The following is a 16379-nucleotide window of genomic DNA, read 5'->3' as shown; positions in this document are numbered from 1 at the left end:
CAAGGATATTAAATGAAAAAATTAATTAATTATTTTACTTCATTATTGTATTTCCAGATGCTTTTATTTCCTCACGTCTCTCAGGCAGCATTAACAAATGTAGTCCCTGCGGGAGGGGTAGGCACTGTTACAATAACTTTTCCGGCTGTAACTGTAATGAAAGATGCACCAGTAGGAACTGTGCTATCGACGCAGACGGTCTATACCGGATTAAAATCATTTTTAACCACATCATCCGGCACGTTAGGTTTCCTTTTCTCATGCGAGACTGACACCTGCCCAACCGGTGTTGAGGGCATCAGCTATAAGCTGAGCGCCAGTAGTGACACTTTTCTTTGGCCTCATACTTTTACTAATGTGCCGGGAGGAATTGGCTGGATGTGGGGTACCGCGGGAATGAGCGTTGTTGTTGAGCTTTATAAGTCTGGTGAGAAAACAGTCTCTGGTACCATTCAGCCGCAATCTATTGGTAAATACAATGTGCAGATGGAAGAGGATGCTACACCACAAACACTTGCCGAAATCGTCTTGTCTGGAGCCGTTCAGGTTACAGCACTTGGATGTAGCCTGTCTTCATCCGATAATCTGAACGTAGATCTGGGTAATGTGCCGTCACGTAATTTCAGCGGTATTGGTTCTACATCCGGAGCCAAAGATTTTAATGTCAATCTCGAATGTGATGCTGGTACCAACGTTAATGTCAACATGAGCGGTACACAAAGTGCCGACTCGACTGATAGCAGCGTGCTGGCGCTAACCAGCGCGGGCAGCACAGGCGTTTCGAGTGGTATAGGCGTGCAGGTTCTCTACAACGGAACTCCGCTGGCACTCAACAGCGATGTGGTATTGGGAACGTCTGTTGCAGGTGGGGCGACCACGTATACTTTTTCTGCTCGTTATATTCAAACGCTCTCGAAAATTACGGCGGGAACCGCAAATACGATTGCCACGCTCAATATTAGTTACGAGTAGTCAGGAGCCGGTTAATGATACTTAACAGAATATTTGCATTAATAGCTATCCTCGTTTCCGGAAGTGCCCTGAGTGCCAGTGAAGTAACGGTCAACATTAATGGCAATATTTCCTCAAATACCTGCGAAGTCGACACAGCTTCATCGAAACTGACTGTTCCGATGGGAATGATCGCCACCAGTACCTTTTCGCAGACAGGTGCAGCAAGTCCATCTGTACCTTTCGATATTAAACTGGTCGATTGTGGTGCGGACGCTTCCAGCGTGTCGGTAACATTTACCGGAACGGGCGACTCGACAAACAGCGATCTGGTGGCTGTTGCAAGCGGTGGTGCAACTGGCCTGGGGATTGCACTTTATGATTATCAGGGCAAACAAATTGCAGTAAATAAGGTAAGTAACGCTGTCACGCTGACTGCTAACGCGGACAACACGCTAAATTTTAGCGCTGCCTATGTCTCGACTGCATCAAACGTGACGGCCGGATCCGCGGATGGCAGCGTGACTTTTTCGTTAACTTATGAATAGCATTGTGCGGACAGAAGGTTTTAGTGCTTAAAGCAGGGCGTAGTACGTCCTGTTTTTTCAAATAATGTCGTCACTCGTATCTCAGGACTTAATCGCCTGATCCAGCCAGGTCTGGAATCGCGAATAGGGCACATAGAGCGCAACGTTCTTGTAGAGCGTCTTACCGGTGACATTGTCATCGATGTTATTGCTGTAGCCCACAATTACCCCCGCCAGCGTATCGTCAGAGGCGTTATAAACCGCACCGCCTGACATGCCTTTCACCACACCTGCATTCGCCGCCACGACGACGCAGTCCGGCTTATTCCAGCGGTTTGCCAGCGTGGTATTAATCAGATTCTGCCCGCTCGAGCTGACCGGCATGGCCGAAATGAAACTGTAACCGTAGAGATTTACCTGGTCGCCGATATGACTGTTGCGGAAGCTGGGTGGCAGGTTTATTTCGCTGTTTTTGTGGTAGACCACCGCCAGATCGCATTGCGGATGCCAGGCTTTGACGCGGTAAAGTGAAAACTTCGCCACGTGCGCGGCGGTCAGGCTGTACTCCGGCGTCAGCGGGATAGTAGTTCCAAGCGTACCAAAGCCCAGCACGGTGGGAATGCCGGTCACGGTCATATCAACCCGTTTTTCAGCCTCTTTACTGTACTCATAATGACCCACCGAGCAACCGGTTAAGCCAAACACCATTAAGGCTATGAGTCGTTGCATTCTCTCTCCCTGCGTCAGAAGTTGATTACATCACCTGGCAATTGATTAGGGATATATCGGCAACGTTAAAGATTTATTAACTAATTCCGCATTAAAAAGCGTAACCGGTTAACGAAAAATGACAACCTGACCGTGGGATATTGGGCCTGTGCAGGCTTTGCCTTCAGGCCGGAGGCGAAAGATTTTTCCCCTGAGCGGCAGGATTATTGCGGTGGCGGCAATAATCCTTTGCTGCATGCAGGCTATGTCGCAAATCAGCGCTGTGCTGTAATACTCAATGTGACGCAGATCAAATTCTAATAGGCGTCGAGGGGCTGTGCGTCTGTGCGGTTCACCTGCAAATAAAACCTGGAGAGTGTTATGCCTGTAGCATTAATGGCGCTGGCGTTAAGTGCGTTCGCCATCGGAACTACCGAATTTGTCATTATGGGGTTGCTGCCGGAGGTGGCGCGTGACCTTCAGGTGTCGATTCCGTCGGCGGGCTGGCTGATCAGCGGCTATGCGCTGGGAGTGGCGATAGGAGCGCCGATAATGGCGATGCTCACCGCCAGACTGCCGCGCAAAAAAACGCTGATTCTGCTGATGGTGATCTTTATTGTCGGCAATCTGCTGTGTGCGCTGGCTTACAACTATAACCTGCTGATGCTGGCGCGAATCGTCACCGCGCTTTGTCATGGTGCTTTCTTTGGTATTGGCGCGGTGGTTGCCGCCAGCCTGGTGCCGGCGGGTCGTCAGGCTTCCGCTGTGGCGCTGATGTTTACCGGGCTGACTCTGGCTAACGTGCTGGGCGTTCCGCTGGGAACCAGCTTCGGACAGATGTTTGGCTGGCGCGCCACGTTCTGGGGCGTAGCGGTGATCGGCGTGCTGGCGTTTATCGCCCTGATTGTGAGTCTGCCCAACAATAGAGAGGAGAAGCCGGTTCATCTGGCGAGTGAAATCGGTGCGCTGGCCAACGGGAAGCTCTGGCTCTCGCTGCTGATGACGGTGTTCTTTGCCGCGGCGATGTTTGCACTGTTCAGTTACATTGCGCCGCTTCTGTTAGAGGTAACGGGCATCAGCGATCGGGGTGTCAGCTGGACGCTGTTCCTGATTGGCGCGGGCCTGACGGTGGGTAATATCCTTGGCGGCAAACTGGCCGACTGGAAAGTCTCCTTCAGTCTGATCCTCAGCTTCTCTCTGATCGCCATCTTCTCGCTGCTGTTCAGCTGGACCAGCCATGCGCTGTGGCTGGCGGAGCTCACTCTGTTCCTGTGGGCGATGGCGACTTTCGCGACAGTACCGGGTCTGCAGATCAATGTGGTCCGTCACGGTAAAGAGGCCCCGAACCTGGTCTCAACCCTGAACATTTCAGCGTTTAACGTCGGTAATGCGCTGGGTGCCTGGGTCGGCGGGGCGGTCATTGGTCGTGGTTTTGGCCTGACGGCCGTGCCGGTTGCCGCGGCTGCGCTGGCCGTTATTGGCCTGCTGATCTGCCTGATTACCTTCCGTAAATCGGGCAGCGCAGCCGCCAGCGTTCGCGCTTAAGCCAGGCGGGCGGCAATACGTGCAGGAAAGTCAGCCACCTGCTGTTGCAGATGGCTGACAAAAGCATCGACCAGTGCCGACGCGGGGCGGTGCTGCGGCCTCACCAGGCTGACGGTAAACGGCACCGTCACGCTGAATTTTCGCATCACCACACCGCTGTCGGCGTAATCCAGCGCCGTCAGCGGATTCACAATCGAGACCCCCACGCCCGCTCTGACCATCGCGCACACCGACGCGGCGCTGTGCGTCTCCATCACCAGCCGCCGTTCGACGCCCTGTTCCTGAAACAGCGCATCCAGCAACTGACGATAGCTGTCGCTGCGCGACAGACTCACATATTTTTCGCCCGCAAAATCGTGCGGCGTCAGTTCTGCACGCTGACTCAGAGGATGATGCTGCGGCAATACGCACACTTCATCACAGGTCAGCAGGGCGAGGCGGTCAGTCCCGGCCGGAGCATGCTGGGTTTCGGTTAAGCCGATATCGTAGCGCTGGGCTGACAGCCACTCCTCCAGCAGCGGCGACTCCTGCGGAATCACATTCAGGCTTACATCCGGGTAGCGCTGTAAAAAGGGCTGACACAGCGGAGGCAGCAGCGACTGCGAAAAAACCGGCAGGCAGGCGATCGACAGCTCACCCTGACGAAACTGACGCAACCCTTCTGCCGCTTCCATAATGCGATCCAGCCCATACCAGGAGCGCTGCACCTCTTCAAACAAACGTAACCCCTGCACGGTCGGTTGCAGGCGACCGCGTACCCGCCCGAAGAGCGCTAATCCCAGCTGCTGCTCCAGTCGCGCCAACTCACGGCTTACGGTCGGCTGTGAGGTATGCAGCAGCGTAGCAGCCTGGGTCAGGTTGCCGCTGGTCATCACCGCATGAAAGATCTCAATATGTCGCCAGTTAATGTTCGCCACGCTGCCTTCCTATATCCATTCTGAATAGATGCTATTAAAACAGATATTTTTCGCTATGGCATGATTCTGGCTTAATGCAGTTATTGCCACAGGAGAATTGCTATGCCACGTTCCTTACAGAGTACCGACACCGCCCTCAACGCCGCTAACCTGCTGCCGCTGGCACGCCGTTATGCCGGGCCATTCTGGGCTTATGATGCGCAGATTATTCAGGCGCGTATTGCTCAGTTGCAGGCGTTTGATGTGGTGCGCTTTGCGCAGAAAGCCTGCTCAAATATTCATATCCTGCGCCTGATGCGCGCAGCGGGTGTAAAAGTGGATTCGGTATCGCTGGGTGAGATAGAACGTGCGCTGGCTGCTGGCTACCAGCCTGGCGGTGACGAGATCGTCTTTACCGCGGATCTGTTTGATCAGCCGACACTGGCGCGGGTTACCGCGTTGAAGGTGCCGGTCAATGCCGGTTCGATTGATATGCTGCATCAGCTCGGTGCGGTGTCACCGGGACATGCGGTGTGGCTGCGAGTGAATCCAGGCTTCGGTCACGGTCATAGCCAGAAAACCAACACCGGCGGTGAAAACAGCAAGCACGGTATCTGGCACGGCGATTTAGCCGAGGCGCTGGCAGCGATTCAGCAGCACGGCCTGAAGCTGGTGGGCATTCACATGCATATCGGCTCAGGCGTCGATTATGCGCATCTGCAGCAGGTCAGTGATGCGATGGTGGGGCTGGTGATGGCATCGGGTCAGGATCTGACTGCGATATCCGCAGGCGGCGGTCTTTCTATCCCTTATCGCTACGGTGAAGAGGCGATCGATACCGATCACTACTTTGGACTGTGGGACGCGGCACGTCAGCGTATCGCTCAGCATCTGGGTCATGCGGTTAAACTGGAGATTGAACCGGGCCGTTTCCTGGTGGCCGAAGCGGGCGTGCTGGTGTCGCAGGTGCGGGCAGTGAAGTCGATGGGCAGCCGTCACTTCGTGCTGGTCGATGCTGGTTTCAGTGACCTGATGCGCCCCTCCATGTATGGCAGCTATCACCATATCTCGCTGATGGCAGGCGATGAACGGGCGATTGATGAGCAGCAGACCATCAACACGGTGGTTGCGGGGCCGCTATGCGAATCGGGCGATGTCTTCACCCAGCTAGAGGGCGGCATGGTTGAACCGCGCGCGATTCCGGCGGCAAAAGTGGGCGATTATCTGGTGTTCCACGACACTGGCGCTTACGGCGCATCCATGTCTTCTAATTACAACAGCCGTCCACTGATCCCGGAAGTGCTGTTTGAACAGGGCCAGCCGCGCGAAATCCGTCGCGCGCAGACAATTGAGTCGTTGCTGGCGCTGGAAATCAATTAACCCATGAAAATCGTCCCGCTCAGCGATGTGCCGCAGTTTGCCGATCAGATCATCGACTGGCAGTGGCGCGCTTTTGGTGAAGCCAGTAGCCGGGCGTTCTTCGCCAGCGTAGTGAACAGCAGCCTGGCTGGCGCTGATTTTCCGGTGACGTTTGTCGCCGTGGAGGCGGGCAGGGCAATCGGCACGGTGGGATTCTGGCGCTGCGATCTGATCAGCCGTCAGGATCTCTATCCGTGGCTGGCGGCGCTCTATGTGGATGAGTCGGCGCGCGGCAAAGGGGTCAGTGAGGCGCTGCAGCAGCACGTCATTGCTTATGCACAGGCTCGCGGCTATCCACGGCTGTGGTTGTGGTCAACGTTTGGGGGATATTATGAACGGTCTGGCTGGCTGCCGCAGGGAGAGGCGCTGGAGTACCCCGATAAGCCGGTAAAGCTCTATTATCGTGACCTGTGAGAGAGGCCAGCCGCCCCTGCGGCAGCTGGCAACAGAGTGCTTATGGCGCAGGATAGGTGTAACGGCGGTGGATCGCCTCAATACCTTCCAGAATCTCTGCATTTAAGGTCAGATTGAAGCTGTCGATGTTAATCTGCAACTGCTCAAGCGTCGTGGCGCCCAGCAGCGTGCTGGCCACAAACGGCTGCTGACGCACATAGGCGAGCGCCATCTGCGACGGGTCAATCTGATGCTGTTGCGCTAACGCCACATATTCGGCAATCGCTTTCTGTGACTGCTCGCCGCTATAGCGGGTAAAACGGCTGAACAGGGTATTACGTGCGCCCGCAGGCTGCGCTCCGTTCAGATATTTGCCGCTCAGCGTACCAAACGCCAGGCTTGAATACGCCAGCAGCTCTACGCCTTCATGCTGGCTGATTTCGGCCAGACCCACTTCAAAGCTGCGGTTCAGCAGGCTGTAGGGATTCTGAATGCTGATAATGCGCGGCAGTTCATGCTTCTCCGCCAGCTGCAGGTAGCGCATCACGCCCCACGCGGTTTCGTTCGACACGCCGATATAACGGATTTTACCGGCGCGCACCTGCTCAGTCAGCGCTTCCAGCGTCTCCAGCAGCGTCACCTGCGCTGTGGTCTCGCTGTACTGATAGCCCAGCTTGCCAAAATAGTTAGTCTGGCGCTGAGGCCAGTGCAGCTGGTAGAGATCAAGGTAGTCGGTGTTCAGGCGTTTCAGGCTGGCATCGAGTGCAGCACGGATGTTTTTACGGTCAAGTGCCATATCCGGGCGAATCGACGCATCATTACCGCGTGACGGACCCGCCACTTTACTGGCCAGAATGATTTTGTCGCGGCTGCCGCGCTGTTTAAGCCAGCTGCCAATATATTGTTCGGTCAGACCCTGGGTTTCCGGGCGCGGTGGCACCGGATACATTTCGGCGGTATCAATAAAGTTGATGCCGGAACGGATAGCCAAATCCAGCTGAGCATGGGCGTCGGCTTCGCTGTTCTGTTCGCCAAACGTCATAGTGCCCAACCCCAGCTGACTCACTTCCAGCGTGCTGTGGGGAATACGATGATAGTGCATTGCCAGCTTCCTTTTTTTATGGAATGGAATGTTGTGTCCTCAGGGACTATAGCGCGAGCAACGGCGAGGAAGGAAGGGGGAAAAGTCGGGGAAATCACCTGCCAGCGCGGAATCGGTGGCAGGTAATTAAATCGGGCACTTAACGTTCAATGATCGTTGAAACCTCATCGCTGTTAATCTGCACCTCGTGACCCGTCTGGTCGGTGTACTGCACCAGGCCGGTCTCTTTATCAATGCTCGGCTTTCCCTCAGTCATGATCATCCGGCCATCTTTGGTCGCCATGACATAATCAGAACTACATCCACTCAGGAACGCTGCGGTTACCATCACCATTGCTACGCCTGCCCACCCTTTCATCACGCTTCTTCCTCACAAATCGTTAAGTGCAAAAAGTGTAGTAATAAATGGTTTTGCCGGCAGGGTTAATCGTAGGATTCTGAAAATAACCGGGCGAGCCTCCTCGCCCTTGACTTTATCAGGCGTGCTTTTTCTTGCTGCGCATCAGGTTAAGGCACTCAACCGCCATGGAGAAGAACATAGCAAAATAAATGTAACCTTTTGGTACGTGAACCGCGAAGCTCTCCAGAATCAGGGTAAAACCGACCAGAATCAGGAAGGAGAGGGCCAGCATTTTCACTGACGGATGGCGTTCTACAAACTCACCAATAGCGCGTGCCGCAAACATCATCATCAGTACTGCAATGACCACTGCCGCCATCATAATAAACAGATGATCGGAGAGACCGATGGCGGTAATCACGGAGTCGAGGCTGAAAATAATGTCGAGCATCATGATCTGCACTATCGCACCAAGAAACGAATGAACGCGGGTGTTGTGCTCGCCTTCGCTGCCTTCAATCGTTTCATGGATCTCCATGCTCGATTTCCACAGCAGGAAAAGACCGCCAAAAAGCAGAATCAAATCACGCGCCGAGAACGCATGATCCATCAGCGTAAACAGCGGATTAGTCAGACGGGCGACCCATGCGATGGAAGCCAGCAGGCCAAGACGCATTAACATCGCCCCCATCAGACCAATGCGGCGTGCACTGGCTTGCTGGTGTTTTGGTAGTTTAGCGACCACCAGCGACAGGAAAATAATGTTATCAATACCCAGCACCACCTCAAGGATGGTCAGGGTGCCCAGCGCCAGCCAGGCGTTGGGATCGGAAATCCACTCAAACATACCGGCATTCAATCCTAAACGAAAAGTAAACGGCGATTATACGCATTGAATTCGCCAATCTCCCACAAAATTGCGACGCTGGTCGCGCAGGGTAAGCGATTTACAGGAGAAAATGGCGCGCCAGCAGGGGACCGGTGAAGCTCTTCTTCAGGTAGAAGCCGCGCGGCAGTGTCATGATGGGCTGGCCCTGATCGCCAATTCCCTCGGTCAGTGCCTTACTGTTGGCGGCTTTGGGCCGGATTTGCAGCCAGGCACCATGCCGCGCGGTAATCTGCTCAACGCGCCCCAGCACGATCATATCCATCAGTTCTTCCCAGTCCTGACGCAACATCTCATCTTCTTCCGCATTCGGGCTCCATAACAGCGGCGCACCGACACGACGTTCCCGCAGCGGAATTTCACGCCCACCTTCAACCGGGATCCACAACACCCGCGCCAGCTTGTGACGCACATGGCTGGTGAGCCAGGTCACGCCGCTGTTACCGGTCAGCGGTGCGACACAGACAAAGGTCGTTTCCAGCGGTTTACCCTGTGCATCAATCGGGATGGTTTTCAGTTCGATACCCAGATGGGCAAAGTCCTGTTCCGCTTTGCTGCCCGCGCTCGCCCCAAGGTACCACTCCAGCAGCATGCCGACCCAGCCTTTATCGCGTTTAAGATCCACAGGCATGGGCAGACCGGCACGTGCAGCCAGGGTTTCCATAGGTAATCCGGCTAAATCCTGCGCGCGTGCCAGCAGGCTGGCTTCATCTTCGGGTGGTCCTGGTGGATAACGCATGTTGATAACTCACAATGATTAAAATTTGTACAGGTGCGGATAAGTAAGTTGTCCCGCTAAAATGAATCGTGTCCGGGCTCGATAATAACATGATAGATCATGCTTTTTTGAGTGGATTGGCCTTGCGCTATCGGCGATGAGCCAGGGTTATCCCAGCTTACCCGCAACAATGAACAGGATCTCCAGCCCGGTTATCCACAGAAAAGTGGGATAACCCCCTTATCTTTGCAGTACTGGTTCCATTTACAGCCTTGACTTTTCGTTATCTGAGCATAATTTCACCGCTCTGACCTAACGATGAGCGATTATCTGTGGATAAAAAGCGATGTGATTATAATTTAATCAATTGTATGTGGGCGTAAAAATATTCGCTGTTTATAGAAAGCTTCTGAAGCAGGACTTTTCATTAATTTCCTTTATAATCAAACAAATAATAAATTAACTCTTTTCGGCTCTCCCGGGTGCGATGGCGGGGTTATTCAGTTAACTCCCGCGTTCTGCACAAAGCTATCCACAGAAAAGGTGAATAAGATCGATATTTTTTGCGGTTTTTGTTTATAACTTTGCCCTTTTCTGTGAGTTATCCCGCTATTAATGGCTCAACCCCCCATGAATCCAGTGGTTTACCGCCTGTAAGGAGTGTGAAACAATCAGGCCATTCAAATTTTGCTTTGAGGTAGTCCGGTGATCGATGATGATGGCTACCGCCCGAATGTTGGTATCGTAATCTGTAACCGGCAGGGACAAGTGTTATGGGCCAGGCGCTTTGGACAGCATTCCTGGCAATTTCCTCAGGGAGGCATCAATCCCGGTGAAACCGCAGAACAGGCGATGTATCGCGAACTGTTCGAAGAGGTTGGATTACACAGGAAAGATGTTCGAATACTTGCCTCTACCCGTAACTGGTTACGTTACAAGTTGCCAAAACGTTTGGTGCGTTGGGACACAAAGCCGGTATGTATCGGCCAGAAACAAAAGTGGTTTCTTCTGCAGTTAATGTGTAATGACGCGGATATCAATGTGCAGCACAGCAGCACGCCGGAATTTGACGGCTGGCGCTGGGTCAGTTTCTGGTATCCGGTGCGTCAGGTTGTCTCCTTTAAGCGCGATGTCTATCGTCGGGTAATGAAGGAATTCGCTGGCGTGGTGATGTCTATGCAGGAGAGTGCGGGGCAGCGAAATAATCCTGCCCATCGACGTAAGAGAGGATAGGCCACGCCCTTTATGCTCACTCAGTTGCGCGAAATTGTAGAAAAAGTGGCGAGTGCACCGCGTCTCAATGAAGCACTCGACATCCTGGTCAATGAGATCTGTCTGGCGATGGATACGGAAGTCTGTTCTGTTTACCTCGCCGATCACGATCGTCGCTGCTATTACCTGATGGCGACGCGCGGCCTCAAAAAACCGCGTGGCCGCACCGTGACACTGGCGTTTGACGAAGGTATCGTCGGTTTAGTGGGCCGTCTGGCCGAACCGATTAACCTTGCTGACGCCCAGAGTCACCCCAGCTTTAAATATATCCCCGCAGTCAAAGAGGAGCGTTATCGCTCCTTCCTCGGCGTGCCCATTATCAGCCGCCGCCAGCTTCTTGGCGTGCTGGTGGTGCAGCAGCGCGAACATCGTCAGTTTGATGAAAGCGAAGAGTCATTCCTGGTTACGCTCGCCACTCAGATGGCGGCGCTGCTGTCGCAGTCTCAGATGGGCCAGCTATTTGGTCAGTTCCGGCAGACGCGGGTGCGCGCGATTGCGGCAGCGCCCGGTGTAGCAGTGGCACCCGGCTGGGTCGATGAGACGCAGCCTCTGCTCGATCAGGTTTCGGCCGCCTCAACGCTGGATGTGCAGCGTGAACGTGAGCGTCTGTCGCTTGCCATGAGCGAAGCGGCCAGTGAATTCCGCCGATTCAGCAAACGCTTCAGCGCCAGCGCCCAGAAAGAGAGCGCGGCCATTTTCGATCTCTACTCTCACCTGTTAACCGATGCCCGGCTGAAGAAAGGTCTGTTCGACGAGATCGAGCGCGGATCGGTCGCGGAGTGGGCCGTGAAACAGGTGATCGAGAAGTTTGCTGAACAGTTCGCCAGCCTGACTGACAACTATCTGCGTGAACGCGCAGGCGATCTGCGGGTGCTGGGTCAGCGTCTGCTGTTTCACCTCGATGATACCCTGGTCGGCACCAATGCCTGGCCGGAACGCTTTGTGCTGGTCGCCGATGAGCTGACCGCCACCACCTTAGCGGAGCTGCCGCAGGAGCGGCTGGCGGGTGTGGTCGTGCGTGACGGCGCGGCTAACTCCCACGCGGCGATTCTGACCCGCGCCATGGGCATTCCAACGGTGATGGGCGCTGACATCCAGCCTCATCAGCTCAACAAACGCCTGCTGATCGTTGATGGCTATCGCGGTGAGCTGCTGATCGATCCCGAGCCGGTGCTGGTGCAGGAGTATCAGCGTCTGATCAGCGAAGAGAACGCGCTGAGCAAAATGGCGGAAGGCGTGGTCGATCAGCCGGGTGAGCTGAAAAGTGGCGAACGCGTTCAGGTGATGCTGAATGCCGGATTAAGCCCGGAACATGAACAGGCGCTGGGCAGCTGGGTCGATGGCATCGGTCTCTACCGCACCGAAATCCCGTTTATGCTGCAGAACGGCTTCCCGTCGGAAGAGGAGCAGGTGGCGCAGTATCAGGGCATGTTGCAGCTATTCCACAACAAGCCGGTAACGCTGCGAACGCTGGATGTGGGGGCAGACAAACAGCTGCCCTACATGCCAATCAGTGAAGAGAACCCCTGCCTGGGCTGGCGTGGCATCCGCCTGACGCTCGACCAGCCGGAAATTTTTCTGGTGCAGGTGCGCGCGATGCTGCGCGCCAATGCTGCCTCCGGTAACCTCAGTATCCTGCTGCCGATGATCAGTCATATCGACGAGATTGACGACGCAAAGCAGCTGATTGAGCGCGCCGGACGCGAGGTTGAAGAGATGCTGGGCTATGCGATCCCCACGCCCCGTATCGGCATCATGATCGAAGTGCCGTCGATGCTGTTTATGATCCCGCATCTGGCGTCACGGGTCGATTTTGTCTCGGTCGGCACCAACGACCTGACGCAGTATCTGCTGGCGGTGGATCGCAACAACACCCGCGTCGCGAATCTGTACGACTCGCTGCATCCGGCGATGCTGCGCGCACTGAATGCGATTGCGCAGGAAGCCCGCCAGGCCAATCTGGAATTGTGCCTGTGTGGTGAAATGGCGGGCGATCCGATGTGCGTCGCGCTGCTGATAGGCCTGGGGTATCACCATCTCAGCATGAACGGTAAAAACGTACCGCGCGTGAAGTACCTGTTGCGTCATCTGGATCATGAAGAGGTACAGAAGCTCAGCGAGCAGGGAATGAATGCCGACACTGCCACCGAAGTTCGCCATCTGGTCTCGGCCTTTATGGAGCGGCGCGGATTAGGTGGTTTGATTCGCGGCGGTCGCTAAACGCTGAAGCAGGCTTTACGCGTTATCCGCGTTTACATTTGCAAGACAATTCACAAAACCGGCTGTGCTATGATGCGCAGCCTTAATTTATGTGCCTGACAACGCCCCTTTTCAGGGTTGAAAAATAGACGGTGAATGATGAATAACGGCTATATTGCATTTCCGCAGTTCGATCCGGTGATCTTCTCGATCGGACCGATTTCGCTGCACTGGTACGGTCTGATGTATCTGGTGGGCTTTGTTTTCGCCATGTGGCTGGCGGTACGCCGTGCTAACAAACCTGGCAGCGGCTGGAAAAAAGAGGAAGTTGAGAACCTGCTGTACGCCGGTTTTCTGGGCGTCTTCCTGGGCGGCCGTATCGGCTATGTCCTGTTCTACAACTTACCGCTGTTCCTGGAAAATCCTCTCTATCTGTTCAAAGTCTGGGATGGCGGAATGTCGTTCCACGGTGGCCTGATCGGGGTGATTGTGGTGATGCTGATTTTTGCCCGCCGCACTAAACGTAACTTCTTCCAGGTTTCGGATTTCATTGCGCCGCTGATCCCGTTTGGTCTGGGTGCCGGTCGTCTCGGCAACTTCATTAACGGCGAGCTGTGGGGACGTGTCGATCCGGGCTTCCGTTACGCCATGCTGTTCCCGGGCTCCCGCAGCGAAGATGTCGCGCTGGCGGCCACCAATCCGCAATATCAGGAACTGCTTAACACCTACGGCGTACTACCTCGCCATGCTTCGCAGCTCTATGAACTGGCGCTGGAAGGTGTGGTGCTGTTTATCATTCTGAACCTGTTTATTCGCAAGCCGCGCCCGATGGGCAGCGTCTCTGGCCTGTTCCTGATTGGCTACGGTGCCTTCCGTATCATCGTTGAGTTCTTCCGCCAGCCGGATGCCCAGCTTGGCCTGTTTGAAGGCGGAATCAGTATGGGACAGATCCTCTCTGTGCCGATGATTGTTGCCGGTATTATTATGATGATCTGGGCGTATCGTCGTCGCCCGCAGCCACAATTTCGTGAGGAAAAATGAAACAGTATCTGGATTTAATGCAACATGTGCTGCACGAAGGCACACCAAAAGCTGACCGTACCGGCACCGGTACGCTTTCAATTTTTGGTCACCAGATGCGTTTCAATCTGCAGGATGGTTTTCCGCTGGTCACCACCAAGAAATGCCATATCCGCTCCATTATTCATGAGCTGCTGTGGTTCCTGAAAGGTGACACTAACATCGGTTATCTCAAGGAAAACAACGTCTCCATCTGGGACGAGTGGGCCGATGAGAATGGCGATCTTGGCCCGGTGTATGGCAAACAGTGGCGCAGCTGGGGAACGGCCAGCGGTCAGGAAATTGACCAGTTAAGCCAGGTGATCGAGCAGCTGAAGCGCGATCCTGACTCACGTCGGATTATCGTTTCTGCCTGGAACGTCGGCGAACTCAGCGAGATGGCGCTGGCTCCCTGCCATGCCTTCTTCCAGTTCTATGTGGCGGATGGCAAGCTCTCCTGCCAGCTTTATCAGCGCTCGTGCGACATCTTCCTGGGTCTGCCGTTTAACATCGCCAGCTATGCGCTGTTGGTGCATATGGTGGCGCAGCAGTGCGATCTGCAGGTAGGTGACTTCGTCTGGACTGGCGGTGATACACACCTCTACAGCAACCATCTGGAGCAGGCACGCCTGCAGCTGACTCGCGAGCCGCGTCCGTTGCCAAAGCTTAAGATCAAACGCAAACCGGCGTCACTGTTTGACTATCAGTTCGACGATTTCGAGATTGAAGGCTACGATCCGCATCCCGCGATCAAAGCGCCTGTCGCTATCTGATTCGCGATAAAAGATAACGCCCTGGCAACGTCGCCGGGGCTTTTTTTTGCCTGCATACCGGTAAATTTGCGACATCGCTCGCACGCTTCTGCCACTGCCTGAGTGTGGGGGGAGATTCTCTGCGGCACGCTTTCCAGCCTGTCACATAGCCTGTTGTTTCGGCTGTTCATCACCCGCACTCTGACGCCATGAAAACAGCAAACTTACGCGGTTTTACTCTGCCGGAGCTGCTGCTGGTGATGGTGATTACCGGCCTGCTCAGTCTTACCGCGTTGCACGGCTGGCAGCGCTGGCAACAGCGGCAGCAACTACGCGACAGCGCTCAGCAATTGCAGGGATTCCTGCTACGACTGCGTGCCCAGGCTAACCGGCAAAATAGCGACCTGGTGTTATGGTCACAGCCTGGCAATCCCTGGTGCATCGGTGCCGGCAGCCGCCCCGTAGCGGGGTGTGTTCACGGGAAACGGCTGCATTTCATCGTGCCGCACGCGGGCGTTGCACTCTATGACATTCGGGGCGAGCCGGGTTTCTATGGCCGCCGCAATGTTGCCAAAGCGGGCAGTATTGAGCTGGGGAACAGCGCCGGACGCATGCGGCTGATTATCTCAGCCAGAGCACGAATTCGCCTCTGCATAACGGATGAGGAGACGTGCCGTTGAAAATCGACGGATTCAGCCTGCTGGAGATGCTAATCGCCATGGCAATCAGCGCAGTCGTGATGCTAAGTACCGGACGTTTTCTGCCGCTGCTGCTGGCGGAGAATGCGGGCGTACTGCAACAGGCGCAGCTGCGTCAGGAGTTGCAGCAGATGATGGCCACGCTGGAAAAGGTGGTGCGACGTGCCGGTTATTGTCACGGTGAGTGTGGCAGTGGTGCACTGAAAATCAGCGAGAACTGCCTGCTGCTGCGCTGGGATGAGAACAGCAATGGTAAATGGGAACCGGTTGGTCATGCAGAGAGTGACTACTACGGCTTTCGCCTGCGCCAGCAGCAGCTTGAGATGCAACGCGGTGTTGACCAGTGTCAGTCAGCGGGCTGGGAACGGCTCTCCGATCCCGCATTCATGACAGTGGAGCAGTTCGGCATCAGCCAGCAGGGCGGTCAGATCAGGATAGTGCTGCAGGGGCGGGCCGGGCGCTGGCTTGAAACCGTGGAGAGCTGGGTGGAGGGCGCAAACCTGTGAAGCAGCGAGGCAGCAGTGCGCTGGGCATGGTGTTGATGATTATGGTGATCGGCAGTTTTACGCTGCATGCCAGCCGAAAGATGTCTGAACAGGGAATGCGACTGCTGGCGGATGAGCAGCAGTTTATTCAGGATTTCTGGCGGGCGCAGTCGGCGCTGCAATGGGGTCTTTCCCTGAGCTGGCCAGCGACGGAGGCAGCCCTGTGTCAGCGGGATGATCGCCAGGGCTGGCGCAGCTGTTTACAGCGAGGTGAAAAGGATGACGGTCTGCTTAAAGGTGAGGCCAGCGGCAGCGGCATGGCGGTATGGCATTGGGTGCGTTTACGGGGCAATCAGATTAGTGCGCTGCCGCACGGCTGGATTGATTACTGTCCGCTCACGCCACCGGCAACCTGCCAGTAAATGTGCC

Annotated in this window: 18 protein-coding genes; 12 read left to right on the top strand and 6 right to left on the bottom strand. The window is 55.1% G+C overall.

Annotated elements, in window-relative coordinates:
* Positions 1–12: 12 nt before the first annotated feature.
* Complete coding sequence (locus F3I20_RS13670; protein WP_150014126.1) at positions 13–972, top strand: fimbrial protein; 960 nt, start codon at positions 13–15, stop codon at positions 970–972.
* A 14-nt stretch (positions 973–986) separates the two neighbouring features.
* Positions 987–1499 carry a fimbrial protein gene (locus F3I20_RS13665; RefSeq protein ID WP_150014124.1) on the top strand — a complete coding sequence of 171 codons (513 nt, stop codon included), beginning with the start codon at positions 987–989 and terminating at the stop codon, positions 1497–1499.
* 81 nt (positions 1500–1580) lie between these two features.
* Here F3I20_RS13665 and F3I20_RS13660 read toward each other — a convergent pair whose 3' ends face one another.
* Positions 1581–2207, bottom strand: coding sequence for a serine protease (locus F3I20_RS13660; protein ID WP_150037797.1), 627 nt, complete (start codon positions 2205–2207; stop codon positions 1581–1583).
* A gap of 360 nt (positions 2208–2567) precedes the next feature.
* On the opposite strand from F3I20_RS13660, the gene F3I20_RS13655 reads away from it, so the two are divergent.
* Positions 2568–3731: an MFS transporter gene (locus F3I20_RS13655; protein ID WP_150037796.1), complete on the top strand. Its 1164-nt coding sequence runs from the start codon at positions 2568–2570 to the stop codon at positions 3729–3731.
* Here F3I20_RS13655 and F3I20_RS13650 read toward each other — a convergent pair.
* On the bottom strand, positions 3728–4648 hold the full coding sequence (locus F3I20_RS13650) for a LysR family transcriptional regulator (RefSeq protein ID WP_150014118.1): 921 nt from the start codon (positions 4646–4648) through the stop codon (positions 3728–3730). The two genes, F3I20_RS13655 and F3I20_RS13650, sit on opposite strands and share 4 nt — an antisense overlap.
* A gap of 102 nt (positions 4649–4750) precedes the next feature.
* Here F3I20_RS13650 and lysA point away from each other — a divergent pair, with 102 nt between their 5' ends.
* Together lysA and F3I20_RS13640 are read left to right on the top strand one after the other, a co-directional pair.
* On the top strand, positions 4751–6007 hold the full coding sequence (gene lysA, locus F3I20_RS13645) for a diaminopimelate decarboxylase (protein WP_150037795.1): 1257 nt from the start codon (positions 4751–4753) through the stop codon (positions 6005–6007).
* 3 nt (positions 6008–6010) lie between these two features.
* On the top strand, positions 6011–6460 hold the full coding sequence (locus tag F3I20_RS13640) for a GNAT family N-acetyltransferase (protein WP_150014114.1): 450 nt from the start codon (positions 6011–6013) through the stop codon (positions 6458–6460).
* Positions 6461–6500: 40 nt separating this feature from the next.
* Here the strand turns inward: F3I20_RS13640 and F3I20_RS13635 are convergent, their stop codons facing one another.
* The 4 genes from F3I20_RS13635 to mutH all read right to left on the bottom strand — a co-directional run bounded on the left by F3I20_RS13635 (position 6501) and on the right by mutH (position 9506).
* The gene (locus F3I20_RS13635) at positions 6501–7541 is read right to left on the bottom strand and encodes an NADP(H)-dependent aldo-keto reductase (protein WP_061063274.1); all 1041 of its coding nucleotides are present in this window, start codon (positions 7539–7541) and stop codon (positions 6501–6503) included.
* Between the two features lie 139 nt (positions 7542–7680).
* Positions 7681–7899, bottom strand: coding sequence for a YgdI/YgdR family lipoprotein (locus F3I20_RS13630; protein WP_150014112.1), 219 nt, complete (start codon positions 7897–7899; stop codon positions 7681–7683).
* 118 nt (positions 7900–8017) lie between these two features.
* Positions 8018–8728 (bottom strand): TerC family protein, encoded by a 711-nt coding sequence (locus tag F3I20_RS13625; protein ID WP_003853954.1) that lies wholly within the window; start codon positions 8726–8728, stop codon positions 8018–8020.
* A 100-nt stretch (positions 8729–8828) separates the two neighbouring features.
* Positions 8829–9506 (bottom strand): DNA mismatch repair endonuclease MutH, encoded by a 678-nt coding sequence (mutH, locus tag F3I20_RS13620; RefSeq protein WP_150037794.1) that lies wholly within the window; start codon positions 9504–9506, stop codon positions 8829–8831.
* Between the two features lie 684 nt (positions 9507–10190).
* On the opposite strand from mutH, the gene rppH reads away from it, so the two are divergent.
* From rppH to F3I20_RS13580, 7 genes are all read left to right on the top strand, one after another.
* On the top strand, positions 10191–10718 hold the full coding sequence (rppH, locus tag F3I20_RS13610; protein WP_009087042.1) for an RNA pyrophosphohydrolase: 528 nt from the start codon (positions 10191–10193) through the stop codon (positions 10716–10718).
* A 12-nt stretch (positions 10719–10730) separates the two neighbouring features.
* Positions 10731–12977, top strand: coding sequence for a phosphoenolpyruvate--protein phosphotransferase (gene ptsP / locus F3I20_RS13605; protein ID WP_150037793.1), 2247 nt, complete (start codon positions 10731–10733; stop codon positions 12975–12977).
* A gap of 138 nt (positions 12978–13115) precedes the next feature.
* Positions 13116–13997 carry a prolipoprotein diacylglyceryl transferase gene (gene lgt, locus F3I20_RS13600; protein ID WP_150037812.1) on the top strand — a complete coding sequence of 294 codons (882 nt, stop codon included), beginning with the start codon at positions 13116–13118 and terminating at the stop codon, positions 13995–13997.
* Positions 13994–14788 carry a thymidylate synthase gene (gene thyA / locus F3I20_RS13595; RefSeq protein WP_150014105.1) on the top strand — a complete coding sequence of 265 codons (795 nt, stop codon included), beginning with the start codon at positions 13994–13996 and terminating at the stop codon, positions 14786–14788. The genes lgt and thyA overlap by 4 nt, the downstream gene beginning before the upstream one ends.
* Before the next feature lie 188 nt (positions 14789–14976).
* Positions 14977–15447, top strand: a complete 471-nt coding sequence (locus F3I20_RS13590) for a prepilin-type N-terminal cleavage/methylation domain-containing protein (protein ID WP_150037792.1) — start codon at positions 14977–14979, stop codon at positions 15445–15447.
* Positions 15444–15971 (top strand): prepilin peptidase-dependent protein, encoded by a 528-nt coding sequence (locus F3I20_RS13585; protein ID WP_150037791.1) that lies wholly within the window; start codon positions 15444–15446, stop codon positions 15969–15971. Before F3I20_RS13590 ends, F3I20_RS13585 begins: the two co-directional genes overlap by 4 nt.
* A complete protein-coding gene (locus tag F3I20_RS13580) occupies positions 15968–16372 on the top strand; it encodes a DUF2509 family protein (RefSeq protein ID WP_150037790.1) in 405 nt (134 codons plus the stop codon). Before F3I20_RS13585 ends, F3I20_RS13580 begins: the two co-directional genes overlap by 4 nt.
* Positions 16373–16379: the final 7 nt, after the last annotated feature.

The organism is Candidatus Pantoea gossypiicola (genome assembly GCF_008632075.1).
Classification (GTDB): Bacteria; Pseudomonadota; Gammaproteobacteria; order Enterobacterales; family Enterobacteriaceae; genus Pantoea; species Pantoea gossypiicola.
This window is presented reverse-complemented; position numbering and strand designations above follow the sequence as displayed.